Below are 19,181 nucleotides of genomic sequence, written 5' to 3'. Positions count from 1 at the left end.
GAGTTACGACCGCTCGGGGCGACGGAACCGAACCGCACACTGCTTGAAGTTCGGTTCGTTCGATTCTGGGTCGACTGCGGGGGTGGTCACCGTGTTCGTGTCCGGGTGGTGAATCGGAAGCCAGACGAGACCCGTCGGGACAGCGTCGTCGACGACGAGTCGAACCGAGACAGAAGAGCGGCGAGAGTCGAGTATCGTCTGTCCATCCTCGGAACCTGCTTCGACGGCGTCGCGGTAGGTTTCGAACGTCTCGGGGTCGACGCGAGCGACCAGGTCGCCAGCAGAGTCGCTGTCTCGGGAGCGAACACCGGTGTTGTACTCGTCGGTCTCGCGGGCCGTCGTGAGTGTCAACGGATAGTCGTCGTCGGTCGGTTCGGGGAGTTGGTCACCGTCGAGTGTACTGAATCGGGCCGCCCCGGATGGTGTCGGGAACGACCACGTGTCGGTCTCGGCGTCGTGATATCGGTAGCCTGCGGAGATGTCGGAGTCCGGTGCAGGCCACCGAACAGCGTGTTCGTCTTCGAGACGGGCGTACGAGAGTCCGGAACAGTCCGCGGCGGTTCCCGCGGTGAGCGCGACGAACTCGTCGAACACGGCCGACGGGGCGACGGGTGAGTCCGGAAGCAGACGGGGTGCGACTCGTGCGGCGACGCTGGCGATGATATCCACGTCTCGTCGGGCGTCCGACGGTGGGTCCGTGGCCGCACGAACACGAGAGACCGTGCGTTCCATGTTCATCGTCGTCCCCTCCGTCTCCCCCCACGTCGCCGCGGGAAGGACGACGTCCGCGAGTTCGACGGTGTCCGAGCGGAACGCGTCCTGCACGACGAGGAAGGCGTCATCCAGACGTTCACGAACACGGTCGGCGTTCGGCATCCCTGCGACCGGGTTCGTCGCCACCGTCCAGACGACCGAGGGAGACGAGTCGAGGAGGCCGACTGGGCCGGGACCAGAGTCGTCCGGGAGGTGAGAGACGGGGACGTTCCACGCGTCTGCCACCGCCCGTCGATGTCCGGGGTGGTCGAACGGTCGGTGACCCGGCCACGTGCCCTTCGACGAACAGACGCGCGTTCCCATCGAGTTTGCCTGTCCGGTGAGTGAGAACGGCCCCGACCCCGGTCCGAGATTCCCCGACGCGAGACAGAGGTTCACGAGTGCACCCGCCGTGGCAGTGCCGCGGACGCTCTGGTTGACGCCCATGCCCCAGTAGACGAGTGTCGGGTCGTCGAGCGCAGCGGCGAGCATCTCGACCGCTTCGAGAGAGACACCGGCGGCGTCTGCGGCGTCGACAACCGACGGGAGCGAATCGACGACGTCCTCGAATCCGGTCGTGTTGGTCGCGACGAACGACTCGTCGATTCGGTCGGTGTCGACGAGGTGCGCGAGGACGGCGCGTGCGAGTTCGAGGTCACCGCCGGGTGCGACAGAGACGTGGTGGTCTGCGAACTCGGCCGTCTTCGTCTCCACGGGGTCGACGACAACCAGTTGGCCGTCGGCGGCAGACTCGCGAATCCACTGGAACAAGACGGGGTGGGCGACAGCAGGGTTCGCCCCCCAGACGACGTGCGTTTCTGCCTCGGGGATGTCGTCGTAGGTCGGCGGTGGTGCGTCGCTGCCGAACGCTCGATAGTAGGCCGACACCGCACTCGCCATGCAGAGCGTCGTGTTCGCGTCGTACTGTCGCGTGCCGATGCCAGCGCGAGCGAATTTCCCGAGGAGGTAGGCCGCTTCGTTCGTCTGCTGGCCGCTCCCCAGTACTGCCACGTCGTCTGGGTCCGTCGCCATCGCGGTTCGGATGGCATCGCTCACAGCAGACACCGCTTCGTCCCACGACGCCTCGACGAGTTCGCCATCGTCTCTGACGAGTGGTTTCGTGAGTCGCTCGCCACGCGGATGGGCGGTCTCCTGGAGGCCACGCCGACATGCGGCCCCGCGGGTCACGGGGTTCGAGGGGTCCCCCTGGACTGTTTCGAGTCCACGACTGTGGTCGTGGGGGAGTTGGACGAGGCCGCACCCGACCGCACACCGCATACACGTCGTCGAGACTCGCTTTCTCACCTGTATCGACACCTCTTCTTCGGTGACTCTGAGGGAGTCAGTCGTAAAAATACCGGGGAGTAACGGCCGAACTGGGGGAGAGACGATTCGAACAACCCAGTAATCGGGGCATGCAGTCGCTGCTGCCTCGTGTGCAGGCTCGGTTTTTAGAGTATACGATTCGAGAGAGATGGAAAAACGAGGTGTAGAGAGCGTCTAGGGAAATACTATCTAGAGACAACCTAGGAAAACAGTGTCTAGAACCCATCTAGGAAATCAGTGCCTAGAGAGCGTCTAGGAAACGGTGACGGGGTTTTTGTTCTCTCCACCTCACCGTAATCGTGTATGTGTTCAGACGAGCCCCCTAAAATCGAGGGAGTCATCGTGGACGTGAATGCGAACGTCGGGAGATACTCGTGTCCCATCTGCTCCGAGTACAAGGCTGACTCGGTGCGAAGTGTTCAAGGCCATATCTCTGGTTCAAAGGACGAGACACACAGAGACCTCGGGTGGAACTTCGAGGACGAAATCCGAGCCACTGACGAAGGGTTATAGACCCGGATTCGCCCGAAATCACACCCTGCCAGTACGAGCTGACGCCGATTTTTTCTCTTCTCGGGGCACGCAGTGAGGAGATACGGCATCTCGACAGGAACCCAACGCTCTCTGGTAACGCTCGACACGCCCTGACGAGCAGTCCGACGCTCTTATGCGTCTTGCCGGGCAATTCTTCGCGGATGAGTGAACGGGCGCTCGAGGTTGTCGAGTTTCTGCTGACGGCCCACCTTTACACCGACGACCGAACGCTTGACGAGAACGACCTTCCTCCGCGATATCGGCGCGTCTTCTGGACGGACGCCGACGACGAAGACGATTCGTCGACGGGCGGCATCGAGCGACCGCTCGTTGTTACCGATTCGATTGCGCGGAAGGCGACAGGAGTCGAACATCCGTGGGACGCAATTTCGGACCTCATGTTTACCCAACGTGAGGAGTTCTCCGGCCGCCTCTCTTTGACGCAACCCGAGATGGCGCTGGAGTGGTTCGTCAAACGCGCCGACTACGACATGTTGGTGACGAACCCGACGATTGCGAAGGCCGTCGAAGGCCGCGACGACGTGGATGTAACACACGAAGATGCGCGTGAACAGACGCGACCCATCCACGCCGACCGCGTGTGGATAGACAGCCTCCTCGACGAGTACTTCGACGACGAAGACGACGCCGAGATGCTGGACCTCGTGCAGGTCCGCGCACCCGAGGAGATCGAGATGACGCTCGACGACCTCGTGTTGACCACGGACCAAGAAGGCGAGATTCACAAACTCATGAAGGCCATCGAGCACCGCGAGTATCTCGCGCAGATTGGCCTCCGTGAAATCGGGAAGATTCTGTTCGTCGGCCCGCCGGGCACGGGGAAGACGACCGTTTCGCGTGCGCTCGCACACGAACTCGGCCTCCCCTTCGTCGAGGTGAAACTCTCGATGATTACGAGTCAGTATCTCGGTGAGACGGCCAAGAACGTCGAGAAGACGTTCGAAGTCGCCAAGCGACTCTCGCCGTGTATCCTCTTTATCGACGAGTTCGATTCAGTGGCGAAAACGCGCCGGTCGGACGAACACGCCGCGCTCAAGCGCGCCGTCAACACGCTTCTCAAGAGCATCGACGACATCTCGCTGATTCGCGACGAGGTCATCCTCATCGGCGCGACGAACCACCCCGACCAACTCGACTCTGCGGCGTGGCGGCGCTTCGACGAAATCGTCAACTTCCCCAAACCGGACCGTGGCATGCGCTCGGACATCCTGCGTGTCATCACGAACCGGATGAAAATCGACGAGTTCGACCCCGACGCCATCGCCGACGTGACCGAGGGGCTCACCGGGTCTGACCTCCGTATGGTGCTGCGTGAAGCCGTGCTCGAAGCACTCACCGAAGAGCGCATGGAACTCACACAGAACGACTTACTGGAGGCCGTCGCGGACTTCGAAGAACGCGACAACCTGAAGAATCTCGACATGATGTCGGATTCGTCGGAACTCGTCGCCGGGTCGGGCGATGGACACGACCACAGTCACGACGACCACGACCACGACCACGACCACGCCGACGAAGGCGAGACGCAGAAAGACGCCGGCGCGGCGCAGTAACCTCGCACTCGGTTTTCTGACGGGGCAGTTTGCAGTCTGTAGTCCACGTCCAGCCGCTGCACTCTCCGACGACTGGGTTATACAAAACGCGTAACTCGCCATCGCGGTCCACCCACCCTTAAGCCCCGCCATCTCTCATCTCTCAGATAATGCGTGTGACCTTGCTCGGGACCGGCGATACGACCGGCACGCCGACCGTCGGGTGCGACTGTGACACCTGCAACGAGGCCCGTGAGCGGGGTATCGAGCGAACGCGCTTTTCGGTCCACGTCGAGAACGAGCGAACCGGTGAGTCGCTCCTCGTGGACTTCAGTCCCGACTTCCGTCACCAGTTTCTCACACAGGAGACGCCGCTTCCCGACGCGGCCGTCGTCACCCACATTCACTTCGACCATCTCGACGGGTTGGGGAACGTCTACCGCCTGCTCGACCACCTCGACGTCCACGCGACGAACGAAGTCGACCCGATGAAAGACGAGAGCGTCGCCGGCACGATTCGCTCGAAGTTCGACTATCTGGACCGAATCGAAGTCCACGACCAGACGCCGCTCGAACCGTTCCGCACCTGCGGATTCGACGTGACGTTCGTCCCCGTCGTCCACCCGCCGCTTCTGTGCTACGGCGTCGCCATCGAAGACCCTGAGACGGGGGCGAAACTCTCGATTTCGGGTGACTCGACCTTCGCGATTCCCGAGGAGTCGCGAGAGGTCCTGGCCGACCCAGACATCCTCCTCGCGGAGGCACTCGTCCCCTCGTCGCTGTGTGAGTACCACCCTGCCGGTGGTCACGACCACGACGAAAACGGGGTTCCGCGGACGTTCGGCACGAAGCACATGACCCGCGAGGGAGCGATTTCACTCGGCGAAGACCTGAACGCCGACGTGACCCGTCTCGTCCACGTCGCCCACTACTACCCGCCCGAGGAGGCGTTCGAAGAACCGCTGGCGGTCGATGGCGAAGTGTACGACCTATAGCGCTTCGTGACGGTCGGGGGCGACAATACTTTTTTGCGCTCTGCGTGAGGAGACGCGGCTATGGACATCTCGCTCTGGATGCTCGCGGAGTCATCGGGAGGAGAGTCGTGAGCCTTCGAACGGTCGTCGAAGACAGCGCCTTCAGGACGCTGTTGGGCGCAGGTATCGGCATCGGAGTTCTAACTCTCGTCGTGACCTACGTCCAGACGGGACAGATAGATGTCGTCAGCCTCGTCCTCTTCGTCGCTCTCGTCGCGCTCTTCGGTGCGCTTCTCGTCACCTACTGGGATTACATGGAACAACGCGCCGAGACAGAGTAATCGCCAGCGACCTACGAGAATCGGTCTAATCCCGACTGTCTTCGAGCGACGCCACTCGGGTCCGCGACCCAGTCGGTGCGAGCGTCTCGGAGGCGTCCACGGGCGAGTTCGGGTGGGTCTGCGGGGTCGAACGCAGCGCAATCGGGACCGCACTCGGAACCGGGGTCGACCACGCGTTCGAAGTGTGAACAGACGGGTCGGCCATCGGCATCGACGCTCGCGTGTGCACACCCCGGCAGGTCGTAGCGTCGCCAACCCTTGCCGTAGGCGCGCTCTGCGAGTTGCAGGCGAGCAGTTCGTTTCTCGGCCGGCGTGACGAAGGCGACGTCGGTGTGGAGCGACTCGTATTCGACGGGTTCGACACCCGTCGCGTCGGCGGCGAGTGAGGTTGCCTCGCGGACGACTTCTCTGTCGCCCGTCTCGGGGTCGAATCGCCAGACACCGACTTGCTCGGGGATGCGATTGAGATGTGCACCGGTGACGTAACTCTCGGTGGCGAGGACGACTTCGTCGAACAGTGAGAGACTCACGTCGAGGCGGAGTTGTCGCAGGAGGTCACCGGGGTCGCCGAGGTCCGGTTTGTTCTCGATACCGACGAGACGGGAGAACCACGCGTCGGGATACCGGGTCGCCCGGCGGACGTACTCCCGGCCACGGCGGCGCTCCGACTCGAAGAAGCCGACGTCGACGGCACGGTCAGTCGCGCGGCGGGCGCGGGCAGGGTGACAGTCGAAGGCGTCGCGCCAGAAGACGGCGCGGCCGACGCCGACGTCGCTCTCGATTGCTGTCGCGGGGATGTCGCGGGGCGTGATTCGGGTTCGCTCGTCGAACTCGGAACCGGGGGCGACGGCACAGACGTCGATGATTCGACTCCCAGGCGACGCGACAGAGGCACCGAGTTGGCGGGCGGGAAGCCAGTCTGTCGCCTCTTCGAGGTGGGCACAGAGTGCCAGTTCGAAGGCGAACTCCGACGGCGACGACACCGGTGCGGGCACGAGATGACATCGGTAATGGAGGGTGAAAAGCCTCGCTCTCGGGCGGCAGACCAGCGAGCGTAGAACTGTCAGCCATTGAACTTTATACAGTGGTCACCATAGCGACTGTCGATGCGATTTCCCGCTTCGTTCTCCCTCCATCGCCGCAGTCTGCTAGTCATTGGCCTCGGTGTGCTGCTGGTGTTCACCGCCGTCTTCGCACCCATGGGTGCCATCGTCCCGACGTATCGATACGGCGTGGTCGAAGTGTCTCCCGACTCGAACTGGGCCCAGCACGCCGCCTACTCCGACGACGTACTGACCTGTGTCGACGACGACCCGGCGTGCCAGAACGTCTCGCAGTTGCGTGCGGACGGCCCCAAGGTCGTCGACTCCGAGCGAGCGAAGTGCGCCGAGAGGCCGGCGTTCTGTCTGTACCAAGTCGCGTACTACCCGAGAGACGACGCGTTCTACAGACTCCACCACGAGTCACTCGGCAACGACTCTGTGGAGTTGCGACTCGAACCCATCTCGAACCGAACCGCGATGGATATTGCGGCAGTGAACGCCGAGACGTTCCCACCGGAGTTCCAGCGACTGTTCGAGTCAGGAACCGTCCGCACGAGCGACCCTATCGCCGGGTGGGAGTACTGGCAGGAGACCAACGAACTCGTGGAGTACGAGGGACGGTTCTACCGACAGGGGGGAAGAGCGTACAACGGACCCAACAGACGCCTCGACGAATATCTGCGTGGACTGACCGCGCTCGCGGGTATCGGCCTGCTTCTGTACGGGCAAACGATGCGGTTTCGCACGAAAGAGCGGGACGAGTAGGGTCCGTCGCAACAGAATTACAGACTGTCACCGTCCCGTACCTATTTGAACGAAGACGAGGGAACTCCGAGCAATGTCCGGGCAGGACGACTCTGACCGTCGGATAGGAAGACGAACGTATCTCGGTGCGGCCGCGAGCGCTGGACTGGCGGGCCTCGCGGGGTGCAGTTCTGGGAGTACTGCGAGCGCCGCGCGCGGCCCACCGAAGGTCCCCGAGTCGAGACTCGAGGCGGGCGGATGGGAGAAAGTAGACGAACAGACGCGTGACCCGGCGTTCGAAGAATCGTTCGGCCCGGTGAGCGTCTCGGCGGCGTTTCGGACGCTCGTCTTCGAGGACGTCGAGTTGGCGACCGAGTTGAAGAAGAAGACGCTCGGGCAGGCCGAAGGGCAGTTTTCGATGTTCTTCGCGACGCGCGTGACGCTCGACCCGAGTCTCGCGCAGATTCCCGACGTCGTGCTCGACCCGGTGGTCGAACAGGTCGAGTCGCAGGCGCGGTCGCAGTACGAAGCGCAGTTAGAATCCGCCGGGCTCGTCGATATCGAACAGACGTCGTCGGGGTCGCTGACGGTCGAGACGGGCGAGACAGCGCGGGTGACGAACTACAGCGCCGCGTTCCCCTTCGAGGGAATCACGTTCCCACTGACCGACGAGAAACGACTCGAAATCGAAGGGAAGAAACTCGGTGTGAGCGGCCTGCTCGCCGTCTGGGAACACGAGGGGTCGATTCTCGTCGCAGGAGGAGCACACCCCGGTGAGAACCTCGATTTGGGCGTGACGAAGTCGCCGACCGAGGCCATCGACGTCTCGGTGGACATCGACCTCGGTCTCACGCCAGACGCCTACCGCGAAGAGCTCCGGTCGCTCGTCACGGCAGTCGAGTGAGGCCGCCGTCTCAGCACCTGACGAAGCGACGGACGACGGTGTCGTCGAGGGGCGAACCGCGTCGAATCGGCCGCGAAACCGGTCCACGCCGTGTGTGACCGCCCGACGTAGCCACAGCGCCGGTGCTCCGAGAACAGCACCTTTATCAGTCGTTCGGGGCCAAGTCTACCCAAGATTACTCTCAGGAGGTCAATGGTGACGAAAAACCCACAACAACCGGAGGTGAACATCGGACTCGTCGGTCACGTCGACCACGGAAAGACGACGCTCGTCCAAGCGTTGTCTGGGTCGTGGACGGACCAACACTCGGAGGAGATGAAGCGCGGTATCTCCATCCGACTCGGATACGCCGACGCGACGTTCCGTAAGATTCCCGGTGTCGATGCACCGGAGTGCTACACAGTCGAAGAAGAGACCGAAGACGGCGAAGAGACGGACGTCCTGCGAACCGTCTCGTTCGTCGACGCGCCCGGCCACGAGACGCTCATGGCGACGATGCTCTCTGGCGCGGCCATCATGGACGGTGCGGTGCTTCTCGTCAGCGCCACCGAAGACGTCCCCCAGGCGCAGACGGCCGAACATCTGATGGCGCTCGATATCATCGGTATCGAGAACATCGTCATCGCCCAGAACAAGGTCGACCTCGTCGACCGCGAGCGGGCAATCGATAACTACGAGCAGATTCAGGAGTTCGTGAAAGGGACGGTCGCAGAAGACGCGCCCATCGTCCCCATCAGCGCCCAGCAGGAGGTCAACCTCGACCTCCTCATCGAGGCTATCGAGGAGAACATCCCGACGCCCGAGCGCGACGAGAGCGAAGACAGTCGGATGTTCGTCGCTCGCAGTTTCGACATCAACCGCCCAGGAACGACCTGGGAAGGCCTCAACGGCGGTGTCATCGGCGGCAGCGTCGTCGCCGGCAAACTCGAAGATGGCGACGAACTCGAACTCCGTCCCGGCCGCGAAGTCGACGAAGAAGGCCAGACCGAGTGGCGCTCCATCACGACCGAGATTCGGTCGCTGCAAGCGGGCGGTAACATGGTGGACGAAGTCCGCCCCGGCGGCCTCTGTGGCGTCGGAACCGGCCTCGACCCGAGTGTCACGAAAGGTGACGCGCTCGCGGGGCAGGTTGCCGGCAAGCCCGGAACCCTCCCGCCGACGCGCGAGGAGTTCACGATGGACGTCGACCTGCTCGACCGTGTCGTCGGCAGCGAAGACGACAGCGTCGACGAGATTTCGACTGGCGAACCGCTGATGCTCACCGTCGGCACCGCGACCACTGTCGGTGCCGTGACGAGTGCCCGCAGCGGCGAGGCCGAAGTGAAACTCAAGCGCCCAGTCTGTGCGGCCGAAGGTGCGAAGATAGCGATCAACCGCCGTGTCGGTGCGCGCTGGCGCCTCATCGGTATCGGGACGCTCAAGTGACGTGACCGCCACCGTAGTCGTTATGGACACGAACGCACTCATGATGCCGGTCGAACTCGACGTTCGCGTGTTCGACGAACTCGACCGGTTACTCGCGGCCGACGTGGACCTCGTGGTCCCCACGGCCGTCCTCGACGAGCTGGAGAAGCTCTCGACGGGCGGCGGGACCGAGGCCGTCGCCGCGAGCGTGGGTGCGGACCTAGCGACCCGGTGCCGTGCGGTCGAAACCGAGGAATCGTACGCCGACGACGCTGTCGTCGAACTCGCCGAATCGGGCGAGGCCGACTACGTCGTCACGAACGACAAGCCCCTCCGTGACAGGGTGCTCGAATGCGGGATTCCCGTCATCGGCATCCGGGGGCACGCCACACTGGCGGTCACGGAACCTTAACGAAACTATGTACAAACGGGTACGACTCAAAGACACAGTCGAAGTCCCGCCACGCCACTTGGGCGATGTGACGCCCGAGCGGGTCAAGCGACTGTTGCAGGACAAACTGGAAGGACGGATGGACGAAGACGTTGGGAGCGTCGTGAGCGTCGTGAACGTCCACGACGTGGGCGAGGGCACCGTACTGCCCAACCGACCCGGCGTCTACTACGAAGCCGAGTTCGACGCGATTACCTACGACCCAGACATGCAGGAAGTCGTCGACGGTATCGTGGTCGAAGTCGTCGAGTTCGGTGCCTTCGTCGGCATCGGGCCGGTGGACGGCTTGCTCCACGTTTCGCAGATTTCCGACGAGTACCTCGCCTACGACGGCGAGAACCAACAGCTCGCTTCGACCGAGTCCAACGAGACGCTGGGGGTCGACGACGAGGTGCGCGCACGCATCGTCACCAAGAGTATCGACGAGCGCAACCCGCGCGACTCGAAGATCGGCCTGACCGCGAAACAGCCGGGGCTCGGGAAGCACGGCTGGCTCGAAAAGAAGCGCCAGCAGAGCGAGGCTTCGGCGGAGGGTAACTGATGGCGAAAAAGCGTCTCGCCTGCCGCGAGTGCCACTTCGTCAACGAACCCGACAAACAGACGTGTGAGAACTGCGGGTCGAGCAGTCTCACCGAAGACTGGGCAGGCTACGTCGTCATCACCCACCCAGAACAGAGCGAAATCGCCACCGAGATGAAGGTCACCGAACCCGGCGGCTACGCGCTCAAGGTCCGCTGAGAATGCTCACCCTGCCGACGGCGCTCCGCGCAGCGTTCAAAGAGCCGTTCGGCCCAGTCTACACCGAGACCGAGGCGCTCCTCGCAGACGCGTCGAGCGAGGAGTCCGAGGCCCCACTCGTCGCCGTCGGCGACGTCGTCACCTTCCACCTCCGTCGAGCAGGCCGACCACCGGACGTCGCAGTCATCGACGGGAAGACGAAGCGAGAAGCCGTGAGCGACGAGATTCGCCGCGCAGTCGAAACCGGCCGACTCGTCGAAGTCACCAACGACCAGGGCACGATTTCGCGCGCGCTCGTCGCAGCACTCGGCGACGCCCTCGCCGCCGCCGAACCGACGACCATCCTCGTCGAGGGCGAAGAAGACCTCGCGACCCTCCCTGCAGTTCTCGCCGCGCCACTCGGTTCGACGGTCGTCTACGGCCAACCAGACGAAGGAATGGTCCGAATCCGAGTCGACGAAGCGGCCAAAACCGAGATGCGGGACCTCCTCTCGCAGTTCGACGGCGATACCGAGGCGGTTCTTGCTCCAATCGAAGTCTGACTGGCGGACTCTCCTCTCCCTTCGAAATCCTTTTACTTGCTTCGCGGGCAATTACGGGTAACTAACCATGGAAATCGAAATCATCTCCGAGGAGGAGAACCCCATGTTGCACCGCTCGGACGTTCGCTTCGAGATCGTCCACGAGGAAGCGACGCCCTCCCGTCTCTCGGTTCGAGACTCTCTCGCGGCCAAACTGAACAAGGACTCTGACGAAGTCGTCGTCCACGAACTCGACACGAAGTTCGGCATGCGCAAGACCGCTGGCTACGCCAAGGTCTACGAGAGCCCCGAGTTCGCCCGCGACGTCGAACAGGAACACATGCTCGAACGCAACAAGATTACCGACGCCGACACCGAAGCCGAAGCCGAAGAGGCCTAAGTTCGGTTTCGAATCGCCGTTTTCAACCGACTCTCGATGCGCATTCTTGGAATCGAAGGTACTGCATGGGCCGCGAGCGCAGCGGTTTTCGAAACTGACGACCCCGACGCGCTCACGTCCGCGACAGACCGCACACCCGACCCCGCCGCAGACCACGTCTTCATCGAATCGAACCCGTACCAACCCGACAGCGGCGGCATTCACCCGCGTGAGGCGGCCGAACACATGGGGAGTGCCATCCCCGAAGTGGTCGAAACTGCCCTCGCCCACGCCGCCGAGAGACACGACGGAGACGGCCCTGTCGTCGACGCTGTGGCGTTCTCTCGCGGACCGGGGCTCGGCCCATGTCTCCGCATCGTCGGCACTGCAGCACGTGCTGTCGCTCAGACGCTGGACGTGCCGCTCGTCGGCGTCAACCACATGGTCGCCCACCTCGAAATCGGGCGCTACCAGTCCGGGTTCGAGTCGCCGGTCTGTCTGAACGCCTCGGGCGCGAACGCCCACCTGCTCGGCTACCACAACGGTCGGTACCGCGTCCTCGGTGAGACGATGGACACCGGCGTCGGCAACTCTATCGACAAGTTCACCCGCCACGTCGGGTGGAAACACCCCGGTGGCCCGAAGGTCGAAGCGGCGGCGAAAGACGGCGACTACGTCGAGTTGCCGTACGTCGTCAAAGGGATGGACTTCTCGTTTTCCGGCATCATGAGCGCCGCGAAAGACGAGGCAGACGCTGGAACGGCCGTCGAAGACATCTCCGCCGGGTTGCAAGAGACAATCTTCGGCATGCTCACGGAAGTCGCAGAGCGCGCGCTGTCACTGACGGGGACGGACGAACTCGTCCTCGGCGGTGGCGTCGGAAACAACGCTCGCCTCCGCGAGATGCTCGCCGAGATGTGCGACCAGCGCGGCGCGAAGTTCCACGCACCCGAACCGCGCTTCCTCGGCGACAACGCGGGGATGATTGCGCTCTGTGGCGCACGGATGTTCGCCGCAGGCGACACGCTCGCAGTCGAAGAATCCAGCGTGGACCCGAACTTCCGCCCCGACCAGGTCGACGTGACGTGGCGCGGCACCGACGAGTCGGTCGCTCGTGCCTACACCGACGACGGCGCGATTCGCGGGGCCGAAGCGACGGTCGACATCGGGACAGACGACGTGGTGAAACGTCGCGTCCCGAAGACGTACCGACACCCGAAGCTCGACGACAGACTGCGACGAGAGCGGACGAAAGCCGAAGCGCGGTTGACGAGCGACGCTCGCCGCGCCGGCGTTCGGACGCCCATCATCCACGATATCGACCCCGTCGAGGGCGTCATCACCTTCCAGAAAGTCGGCGACGCGGACCTCGCAGAGCGACTCGAACCCGAGGCAGTCCGCGTCGTTGGCGAGTATCTCGCGCGACTCCACGACGCGGGCATCGTCCACGGCGACCCGACGACGCGAAACGTCCGCGTCGGAACCGGCCCGGATGGTGCGACGCAGGTCCACATCATCGACTTCGGTCTCGGTTTCCACACCGGCCACGTCGAAGACCAGGCGATGGACCTCCACGTCTTCGCCCAGAGCGTCGAAGGAACCGCGGCCGACGCCGCCCCACTGCTCGACGCACTGGAAGCAGGCTACGAATCTGTCGGGTCTGCGGACGTCATCGCCCGACTCCGCGAAGTCGAATCCCGTGGTCGATATCGATAGTCAGGGCAGATGCGACTGGTCGGCAGGCCAAAACGATTTATCGTCAGCGGGCGTACCAATCACGTATGGCAGACAAACCACAAAGTGGAACGCTCTTCGGCATCCCCTACAACTTCGAACGCCCGAGCGCAGGCCGCCTCCTCTCGTCGTACTGGCAACCCGGCAAAGGCATGCTCGTCGAGAAGCCGTTCGGTATCGGCTACACGCTGAACCTCGCCAGCTGGCGCTCGTGGGTCGTCCTCCTCGTCGCCGGTGGACTCCTCTGGAACGAGCGCCAGAAGCGTGAGGAAAAAGAGATGGAAGACGAAGCAGACGAAGGTCCAGTCGAAGTCATCGTCGACTGAAGCGACCGACACACCGACGACTTTTCGACGCCCGCCCGCAGATGGGCGGGTATGCTCAGATACGTCACGACGAACGAGGGCAAGGTCCGCGAGGCCCTCGACTATCTCGACGACGACGTCACCCAACTCGACTTCGACTACACCGAGATTCAAGCCGCGGAACTCGGCCCCATCGCCGCCCACGGCGCGCGTGAGGCCTACCGCTACGCCGGCGAACCCGTGCTCGTCGACGACGCCGGTCTCTTCATCGACGGATTCGACGGCTTCCCCGGCCCGTACTCCTCGTACGCCGAAGACACCCTCGGCGTCGAGACGGTGTACCGACTCGCGGCCGCCGAACTCGACGACCCTCGCCGCGCCTCCTTCCGGTGTGTGCTCGCGTACTGCGACGGCGACCCGTTCGAAGCGAGTCCGGACCCCGTCGACAAAGACGACCGAACCGTCGCCGCCGCCCGAGGCGCAGAACAGAGCGCAGAAGAGACCGAAGCCCTCCCCGTGAAACTGTTCGAGGGCGTCGTCAACGGTCGAATCGTCCCGCCGCGTGGCGAGGGCGGATTCGGCTACGACCCCATCTTCGAACACGACGGGAAGACGTTCGCCGAGATGACGGCGACGGAGAAAAACGGTATCTCACACCGCGGGCGGGCGTTGGCGAAGTTTGCGACGTGGTATAGCGAGCGAACGGAGTGAGCGAGGTATGCCTCGTCGGGCGTGAAACGTCCGACGGTGGTACGCTGAGCGCTAGCGAAGCGTCCGTCGAAAATCTCTGATTTTCGGGAGTTTGCTGAACGGTAGCGAAGCAAATGTTGGAAATCTACGATTTCCAGAAGTATAGCGAGCGAACGGAGTGAGCGAGGTATACGTCGTCGGGCGCGAAGCGTCTGACGGGAGTTCACCGAGCGAAGCGAGGTGAAAGATGGAAACAGTAGTGTTGTTGATGTCCCCGGAAAGTGACAGGTGTGGTGTGACACAGACAGAGGGTGTATGCAGCACGTGGCTTCGTGAGTTCAACTGTTCAGCCCAGGCACTGCTGTGCTCGACTCGCCATCAAGCGGCTTCCGTCGCCAGTAGCGAGCGACGAGTATCGAGAGGACAAACATGAGCACTGTGAAGGCGATGATACCACCGTTCACGCCCGACTCTGGGAACGCTCCGGTCGCGACGAACAGGGCGATGTTGACGTTTCGGCCGGCCGTTCCGAGCGCGAGAATCCGGCGACTCTGGGCAGTTGGCCCTCCAAATAACCACCCGATGCCGATAGATACGAGCACAAACAGCGACAGGAGGAGTATCGCCCCGGTCCCGAAGAGGACCGCGAATATCCCGATGACCTGCGGGAGGCCGAGGAGAGCGATGATACCGAGCGCGAGCAACAGCGAGAGATTGGCGAGCATGGTTATTGGCCGAGCAAGACGCTCGGCGAGTTCCGGACGCCACGTTCGAACGGCGATTCCCGCGACCAGGGGTGCAACGAGCACGATTGTTAGGGGAAAGAGGAGTCGCCACGGTGAGAACTCTGTCTCGACGTCGAGGATGAACAGCAACGCAGCGACGAACAGCGGCACAGTAGCGACGGCGACGACGGTCAGCGCTGCGGTCAGTCGGACCGCTTCGTGCGAGTCCTGTCCGGCCATCGCGACAAGCGGGGGGATGAACGGTGCGCCCGGGGCGACGGCGACCAGCACGAGCGTGAGGAGGAGCGGTCGGGGGAGCTGGAACACGACGCCGAACAGGGCAGCGACGAGTGGCAGAAAGAGGAGGTTCGCGACGAGCCACCGGCTGATGAGGTTGTACTCCCGTGTCGTCTGTCGAAGGTCCCCCACTGTCAGCTGGATGCCGAACTGGGCCATCAACGCGATGAGACCGACAGTCGCCGCGATGCCCTGAACGGTGAGCAGGAGGCTGATGAGGGGTTCCAACCCGACGCGTACCTGTTCTGCAATCATGTGCTTCGTTCCGATCTATCGTTCAGTCCGACCCCATTTCACGACCGTTTCGTCGGCGGACGCTGTGGCTGTCTCCTCGCTCCTTTCGTGTCCAGTCCAGCTCGGTCGTGGACGACGAGTATCACCAGCGAACCGACGAGCGGGTCACGACGAAGACCCGCACCGACAACGCAGTGAGCGATTCGAGAGAGACAGCCATCGGTAGCGGTCCTTCTGCTTACTCACGCGCCATGATGCGGTCCAGTTCGGCCTCCTCGTGGACGAACGGTTCGCCGCTGACGTCGACGGTCACCCGTGCGATGTCGCCGGTGAACGCGAAGGGTTTCCGGTCTCGGTAGACGTCACTGACAGCATTGACGGCATCCTTGCCACAGCTCAGGCCGGCGATGATACCGATCATGATCGGGACAGTCTTCGGGAGTTCACCCTCACCGACCTGCTCGTCGCCGTAGTAGAGGCGGACGGTCCCCGGTGCACCCTCGCCGTTCGGGATGTCGGGGTCACCGGTCGTCTCGAACTCCATCCGGACCGAGATGTCCCCCTCCGGGAGCGGTTCGTCGGCGACCACGTGGTATTCCTCGACGCCGATGTAGTTGTGTACGTAGTGGAGGCGGTTGTTCTCGACGAACAGGGTGTACCCACCGTCCCGACTCCCCTGGGCGAGCAGGACGCCCTCGGTCCCACCGGCCGGTACCGTCACGTCGGCGGTGATGCTGTGGTCGCGGTTTAGTACCCGGACGGCCGCGTTCTCCGGGACGTGCTGGGTTCCCGGGTAGTAGACGTACGTGTTGCGGGGTTTGCCCGGTTGCGGCCTCGGTTCCGCCAATCGCTCGACGCCCCGACTGTCGAGCGGCAGCACGTCGTACTTGCCGGCCTCGGTCCACCAGAGTTGGGCGAGTTCGAGGACCTTCTCAGGGTGCTCACTCGCCACGTCGTGAGCTTCCGAGAAGTCCTCTGCGATGTGGTACAGTTCCCAGCCGGAGTCCTCCAGCGTGGTCGCCGAGAGGTCCTCGGCGGTAATCGGCACACCGAACGGCCAGGGGTGGACCGCCCGCCAGCCGTCGTGGTAGATGGCGCGGGTCCCGATCATCTCGAAGTACTGGGTGACGTGCTGCTCGGGAGCGTCCGGCTCCTCGAACGTGTAGGCGAAACTCGTCCCCTCAATTGGCGATTGTGCGACGCCCTTCACCTCGTCGGGGGCCTCGAAGCCGAGGGTCTCTAGGACGGTCGGCACGAGGTCGATGGCGTGGACGAACTGCTCGCGGATTTCTCCTCTCGCCTCGATGCCCTCGGGCCACGAGACCACGAGTGGGTCGCTCGCACCACCCCGGTACGATTCGCGTTTCCAGCGGCGGAACGGCGTGTCACCAGCCCACGCCCAGCCCCACGGGTAGTGGTTGAAGTACTCGGGGCCGCCCAGGCCGTCCATGGCTTCGAGGTTCTCTTCGAGAGACTCGGGGACGTTGTTGAAGAAGTGGTTCTCGTTGACCGACCCAGTGGGGCCACCCTCGGCGCTCGCGCCGTTGTCCGAGACGAGCATCACGAGCGTGTTGTCGAGTTCGCCGAGTTCCTCGAGGTAGTCGAGGACCTTGCCTATCTGTGCGTCGGTGTGTTCGAGGAACCCCGCGTACACCTCCATCATCCGCGCGTAGAGGCGTTGTTCTTCGGCCGACAGCGAGTCCCAGGGCACGATGTCCGGGTTCTGCGGCGAGAGGTCGGTGTTCTCCGGAACGATGCCCAACTCTTTCTGGCGCTTCAGAATCTGTTCGCGGGCCTCGTCCCAGCCCATGTCGAACTCGCCGGCGTACTTGTCGGCCCACTCCTTCGGAACCTGGTGTGGGGCGTGACACGCGCCGGGACAGAAGTACGTGAAGAACGGCTTGTCGGGGTCGACCTGTTTGGCATCACCGATGAACTCGATTGTCCGCTGGGCGATATCCTCGGTGAAATGATACCCCTCTTCGGGCGTTGCCGGCGGTTCGACCTGGTGGTTGTCGTAGACGAGCGTCGGGGTGTACTGGTCGGTGTCGCCACCGAGGAAGCCGTAGAACCGTTCGAATCCTCTCCCAAGCGGCCACCGGTCGTATGGGCCGGCAGCGCTAGTGGCCTCTGCTGGGCCGAGGTGCCACTTACCGATGGCGTAGGTGCTGTATCCCTCCTCGACGAGCATCTCGGAGAGGAACCCGTTCTCGTGGGGAATGTGCCCGTTGTACCCTGGGAACCCCGTAGAGCTCTCGGCGATGGCGGCCATCGCGTTCGAATGGTGGTTCCGCCCCGTCAGCAGACACGAGCGCGTTGGCGAGCAGAGCGCTGTCGTGTGGAAGTTGTTATAGCGCAGACCGTTCTCGGCGAGTCGGTCGATGTTCGGGGTGTCGACGAGGCCACCGTAGCAGCCCAGTTGCCCGAAACCGACGTCGTCGAGGACGACCATGAGGACGTTCGGTGCGTCGTCGGGTGCACGGGTCTGTTCGGGCCACCAGGGCTCTGATTCGTCGTACGTTCGGCCGATACGGCCGTGAAACTCTTGTCCAGACATCGTTGTCTCCCCCACGAAGTGAACGAATTCACACGACCCCACCACCGGGGTAACCGAGTGCCGTTCGATACTCGTGGGTGTGGTACAAAACGCGGAGAAATAAGTTAACTAATATTCATGATGATTAAGATAGACAACGAATCTGGATTGTCATCAGAATTGACCGACTTGCGCGCTGTATTCAGCATGCCCGTTGTAACGTGCTAGATTAGTTGTATTCGAACAGAGCCCAGATTTGGCTCAGTGGGACGCCGAACACGTCTTTTTCACAACCCCCAGCGAGAACTCCGTATGGACCCCACGGAGTTCCTCGACGGCGGCACAGTCACCGTCTCCGAGGAGACGTACACCGTCTACAAGACCGAACACCCCGAGTCGTCCGCGTTCGCGACGATACGAGACGAGAACGAGACGACGGTGGTTGCCGAAGCGGGCACCGTCGACGACGCGAACGTCGTCGAGTCCGAAGACGGGTGGAAACGCCTCACCTTCGAGATGGTCCTCCCGTTCGAACTCTTCGGCTTTCTGGCCGCGGTCGCAACCGCACTCGCCGAGGAGGACATCTCGATATTCGCCCTGTCTGCGTATTCGACCGACCACGTGCTGGTGAAAGAACGAGACGTGCCCGCGGCGACAGCGAAACTCGAAGAACTGGGGTGCCGCGTCGCGCAACGAGAGTGACCCAGTCCCTCTGCGACCGACAGTGTGCATCAACGACCGTCATTTCGAGGGACCGAGACCACACCCCTTCGGCACCTATAGAACGTATGAACCGAACGAGGGCTCTCGCCGTCGGTGCGGCAGGTGGCTACGGAATCGCCGTCTTCGCCGCCATCGCGGTGTTCTTTCAGGGGGCCGCAGAGGGTGTCGGCGTCGCAGTCGGATTCGGACTGGTGACGGTTATCGCGATTTACGCGGTGACGCAGTTGGTGCTGACCGAGTAGGTTCTCGGGGCGTCACGCCCGTGGGTCACG

General features: G+C 63.1%; 20 protein-coding genes. 16 read left to right on the top strand and 4 right to left on the bottom strand.

What is annotated here, in order from left to right:
* Positions 1-3: 3 nt before the first annotated feature.
* Entirely contained in the window at positions 4-2,058 is a 2,055-nt protein-coding gene (gene nasA, locus GJR99_RS10940) for an assimilatory nitrate reductase NasA (protein WP_151112077.1), read from the bottom strand.
* Between the two features lie 716 nt (positions 2,059-2,774).
* Here nasA and GJR99_RS10935 point away from each other — a divergent pair.
* The 3 genes from GJR99_RS10935 to GJR99_RS10925 all read left to right on the top strand — a co-directional run bounded on the left by GJR99_RS10935 (position 2,775) and on the right by GJR99_RS10925 (position 5,481).
* Complete coding sequence (locus GJR99_RS10935; protein WP_151112075.1) at positions 2,775-4,187, top strand: ATP-binding protein; 1,413 nt, start codon at positions 2,775-2,777, stop codon at positions 4,185-4,187.
* A gap of 149 nt (positions 4,188-4,336) precedes the next feature.
* A complete protein-coding gene (locus tag GJR99_RS10930) occupies positions 4,337-5,161 on the top strand; it encodes an MBL fold metallo-hydrolase (RefSeq protein ID WP_151112073.1) in 825 nt (274 codons plus the stop codon).
* A 107-nt stretch (positions 5,162-5,268) separates the two neighbouring features.
* Positions 5,269-5,481 (top strand): hypothetical protein, encoded by a 213-nt coding sequence (locus GJR99_RS10925; protein ID WP_151112071.1) that lies wholly within the window; start codon positions 5,269-5,271, stop codon positions 5,479-5,481.
* An 11-nt stretch (positions 5,482-5,492) separates the two neighbouring features.
* Here the strand turns inward: GJR99_RS10925 and GJR99_RS10920 are convergent, their stop codons facing one another.
* Positions 5,493-6,476 carry a DUF5787 family protein gene (locus GJR99_RS10920; protein WP_191967112.1) on the bottom strand — a complete coding sequence of 328 codons (984 nt, stop codon included), beginning with the start codon at positions 6,474-6,476 and terminating at the stop codon, positions 5,493-5,495.
* 111 nt (positions 6,477-6,587) lie between these two features.
* Here GJR99_RS10920 and GJR99_RS10915 point away from each other — a divergent pair, with 111 nt between their 5' ends.
* The 11 genes from GJR99_RS10915 to GJR99_RS10865 all read left to right on the top strand — a co-directional run bounded on the left by GJR99_RS10915 (position 6,588) and on the right by GJR99_RS10865 (position 14,415).
* On the top strand, positions 6,588-7,289 hold the full coding sequence (locus GJR99_RS10915; RefSeq protein ID WP_151112069.1) for a hypothetical protein: 702 nt from the start codon (positions 6,588-6,590) through the stop codon (positions 7,287-7,289).
* Positions 7,290-7,362: 73 nt separating this feature from the next.
* Positions 7,363-8,172: a DUF6517 family protein gene (locus GJR99_RS10910; protein ID WP_151112067.1), complete on the top strand. Its 810-nt coding sequence runs from the start codon at positions 7,363-7,365 to the stop codon at positions 8,170-8,172.
* A gap of 192 nt (positions 8,173-8,364) precedes the next feature.
* Positions 8,365-9,597: a translation initiation factor IF-2 subunit gamma gene (locus tag GJR99_RS10905; RefSeq protein WP_151112065.1), complete on the top strand. Its 1,233-nt coding sequence runs from the start codon at positions 8,365-8,367 to the stop codon at positions 9,595-9,597.
* 22 nt (positions 9,598-9,619) lie between these two features.
* The gene (locus tag GJR99_RS10900) at positions 9,620-9,988 is read left to right on the top strand and encodes a DUF188 domain-containing protein (RefSeq protein ID WP_151112063.1); all 369 of its coding nucleotides are present in this window, start codon (positions 9,620-9,622) and stop codon (positions 9,986-9,988) included.
* A 7-nt stretch (positions 9,989-9,995) separates the two neighbouring features.
* On the top strand, positions 9,996-10,568 hold the full coding sequence (locus GJR99_RS10895) for a DNA-directed RNA polymerase (protein WP_151112061.1): 573 nt from the start codon (positions 9,996-9,998) through the stop codon (positions 10,566-10,568).
* Complete coding sequence (spt4, locus tag GJR99_RS10890; RefSeq protein WP_151112059.1) at positions 10,568-10,765, top strand: transcription elongation factor subunit Spt4; 198 nt, start codon at positions 10,568-10,570, stop codon at positions 10,763-10,765. The genes GJR99_RS10895 and spt4 overlap by 1 nt, the downstream gene beginning before the upstream one ends.
* A gap of 2 nt (positions 10,766-10,767) precedes the next feature.
* On the top strand, positions 10,768-11,307 hold the full coding sequence (locus GJR99_RS10885) for a GTP-dependent dephospho-CoA kinase family protein (protein WP_151112057.1): 540 nt from the start codon (positions 10,768-10,770) through the stop codon (positions 11,305-11,307).
* 67 nt (positions 11,308-11,374) lie between these two features.
* Positions 11,375-11,686 carry a 30S ribosomal protein S24e gene (locus GJR99_RS10880; protein WP_151112055.1) on the top strand — a complete coding sequence of 104 codons (312 nt, stop codon included), beginning with the start codon at positions 11,375-11,377 and terminating at the stop codon, positions 11,684-11,686.
* 36 nt (positions 11,687-11,722) lie between these two features.
* Entirely contained in the window at positions 11,723-13,381 is a 1,659-nt protein-coding gene (locus GJR99_RS10875; protein ID WP_151112053.1) for a bifunctional N(6)-L-threonylcarbamoyladenine synthase/serine/threonine protein kinase, read from the top strand.
* A 65-nt stretch (positions 13,382-13,446) separates the two neighbouring features.
* The gene (locus GJR99_RS10870; RefSeq protein ID WP_151112051.1) at positions 13,447-13,725 is read left to right on the top strand and encodes a DUF5808 domain-containing protein; all 279 of its coding nucleotides are present in this window, start codon (positions 13,447-13,449) and stop codon (positions 13,723-13,725) included.
* Positions 13,726-13,776: 51 nt separating this feature from the next.
* Positions 13,777-14,415 carry a non-canonical purine NTP pyrophosphatase gene (locus GJR99_RS10865; RefSeq protein ID WP_151112049.1) on the top strand — a complete coding sequence of 213 codons (639 nt, stop codon included), beginning with the start codon at positions 13,777-13,779 and terminating at the stop codon, positions 14,413-14,415.
* A gap of 317 nt (positions 14,416-14,732) precedes the next feature.
* On the opposite strand, the gene GJR99_RS10860 is transcribed toward GJR99_RS10865, so the two are convergent.
* Positions 14,733-15,671, bottom strand: coding sequence for a bile acid:sodium symporter family protein (locus GJR99_RS10860; protein WP_151112047.1), 939 nt, complete (start codon positions 15,669-15,671; stop codon positions 14,733-14,735).
* Positions 15,672-15,888: 217 nt separating this feature from the next.
* Positions 15,889-18,207, bottom strand: a complete 2,319-nt coding sequence (locus tag GJR99_RS10855; protein ID WP_151112045.1) for an arylsulfatase — start codon at positions 18,205-18,207, stop codon at positions 15,889-15,891.
* Positions 18,208-18,498: 291 nt separating this feature from the next.
* Here GJR99_RS10855 and GJR99_RS10850 point away from each other — a divergent pair, with 291 nt between their 5' ends.
* Positions 18,499-18,888 (top strand): ACT domain-containing protein, encoded by a 390-nt coding sequence (locus GJR99_RS10850; protein WP_151112043.1) that lies wholly within the window; start codon positions 18,499-18,501, stop codon positions 18,886-18,888.
* A gap of 86 nt (positions 18,889-18,974) precedes the next feature.
* Positions 18,975-19,151 carry a hypothetical protein gene (locus tag GJR99_RS17485; protein WP_191967111.1) on the top strand — a complete coding sequence of 59 codons (177 nt, stop codon included), beginning with the start codon at positions 18,975-18,977 and terminating at the stop codon, positions 19,149-19,151.
* Positions 19,152-19,181: the final 30 nt, after the last annotated feature.

The sequence above is a fragment of the Haloferax marinum genome (genome assembly GCF_009674625.1).
GTDB classification, from domain to species: domain Archaea; phylum Halobacteriota; class Halobacteria; order Halobacteriales; family Haloferacaceae; genus Haloferax; species Haloferax marinum.
Note: the sequence above shows the minus strand (reverse complement) of the source record. Positions and strands in the feature narration are given on the sequence as shown.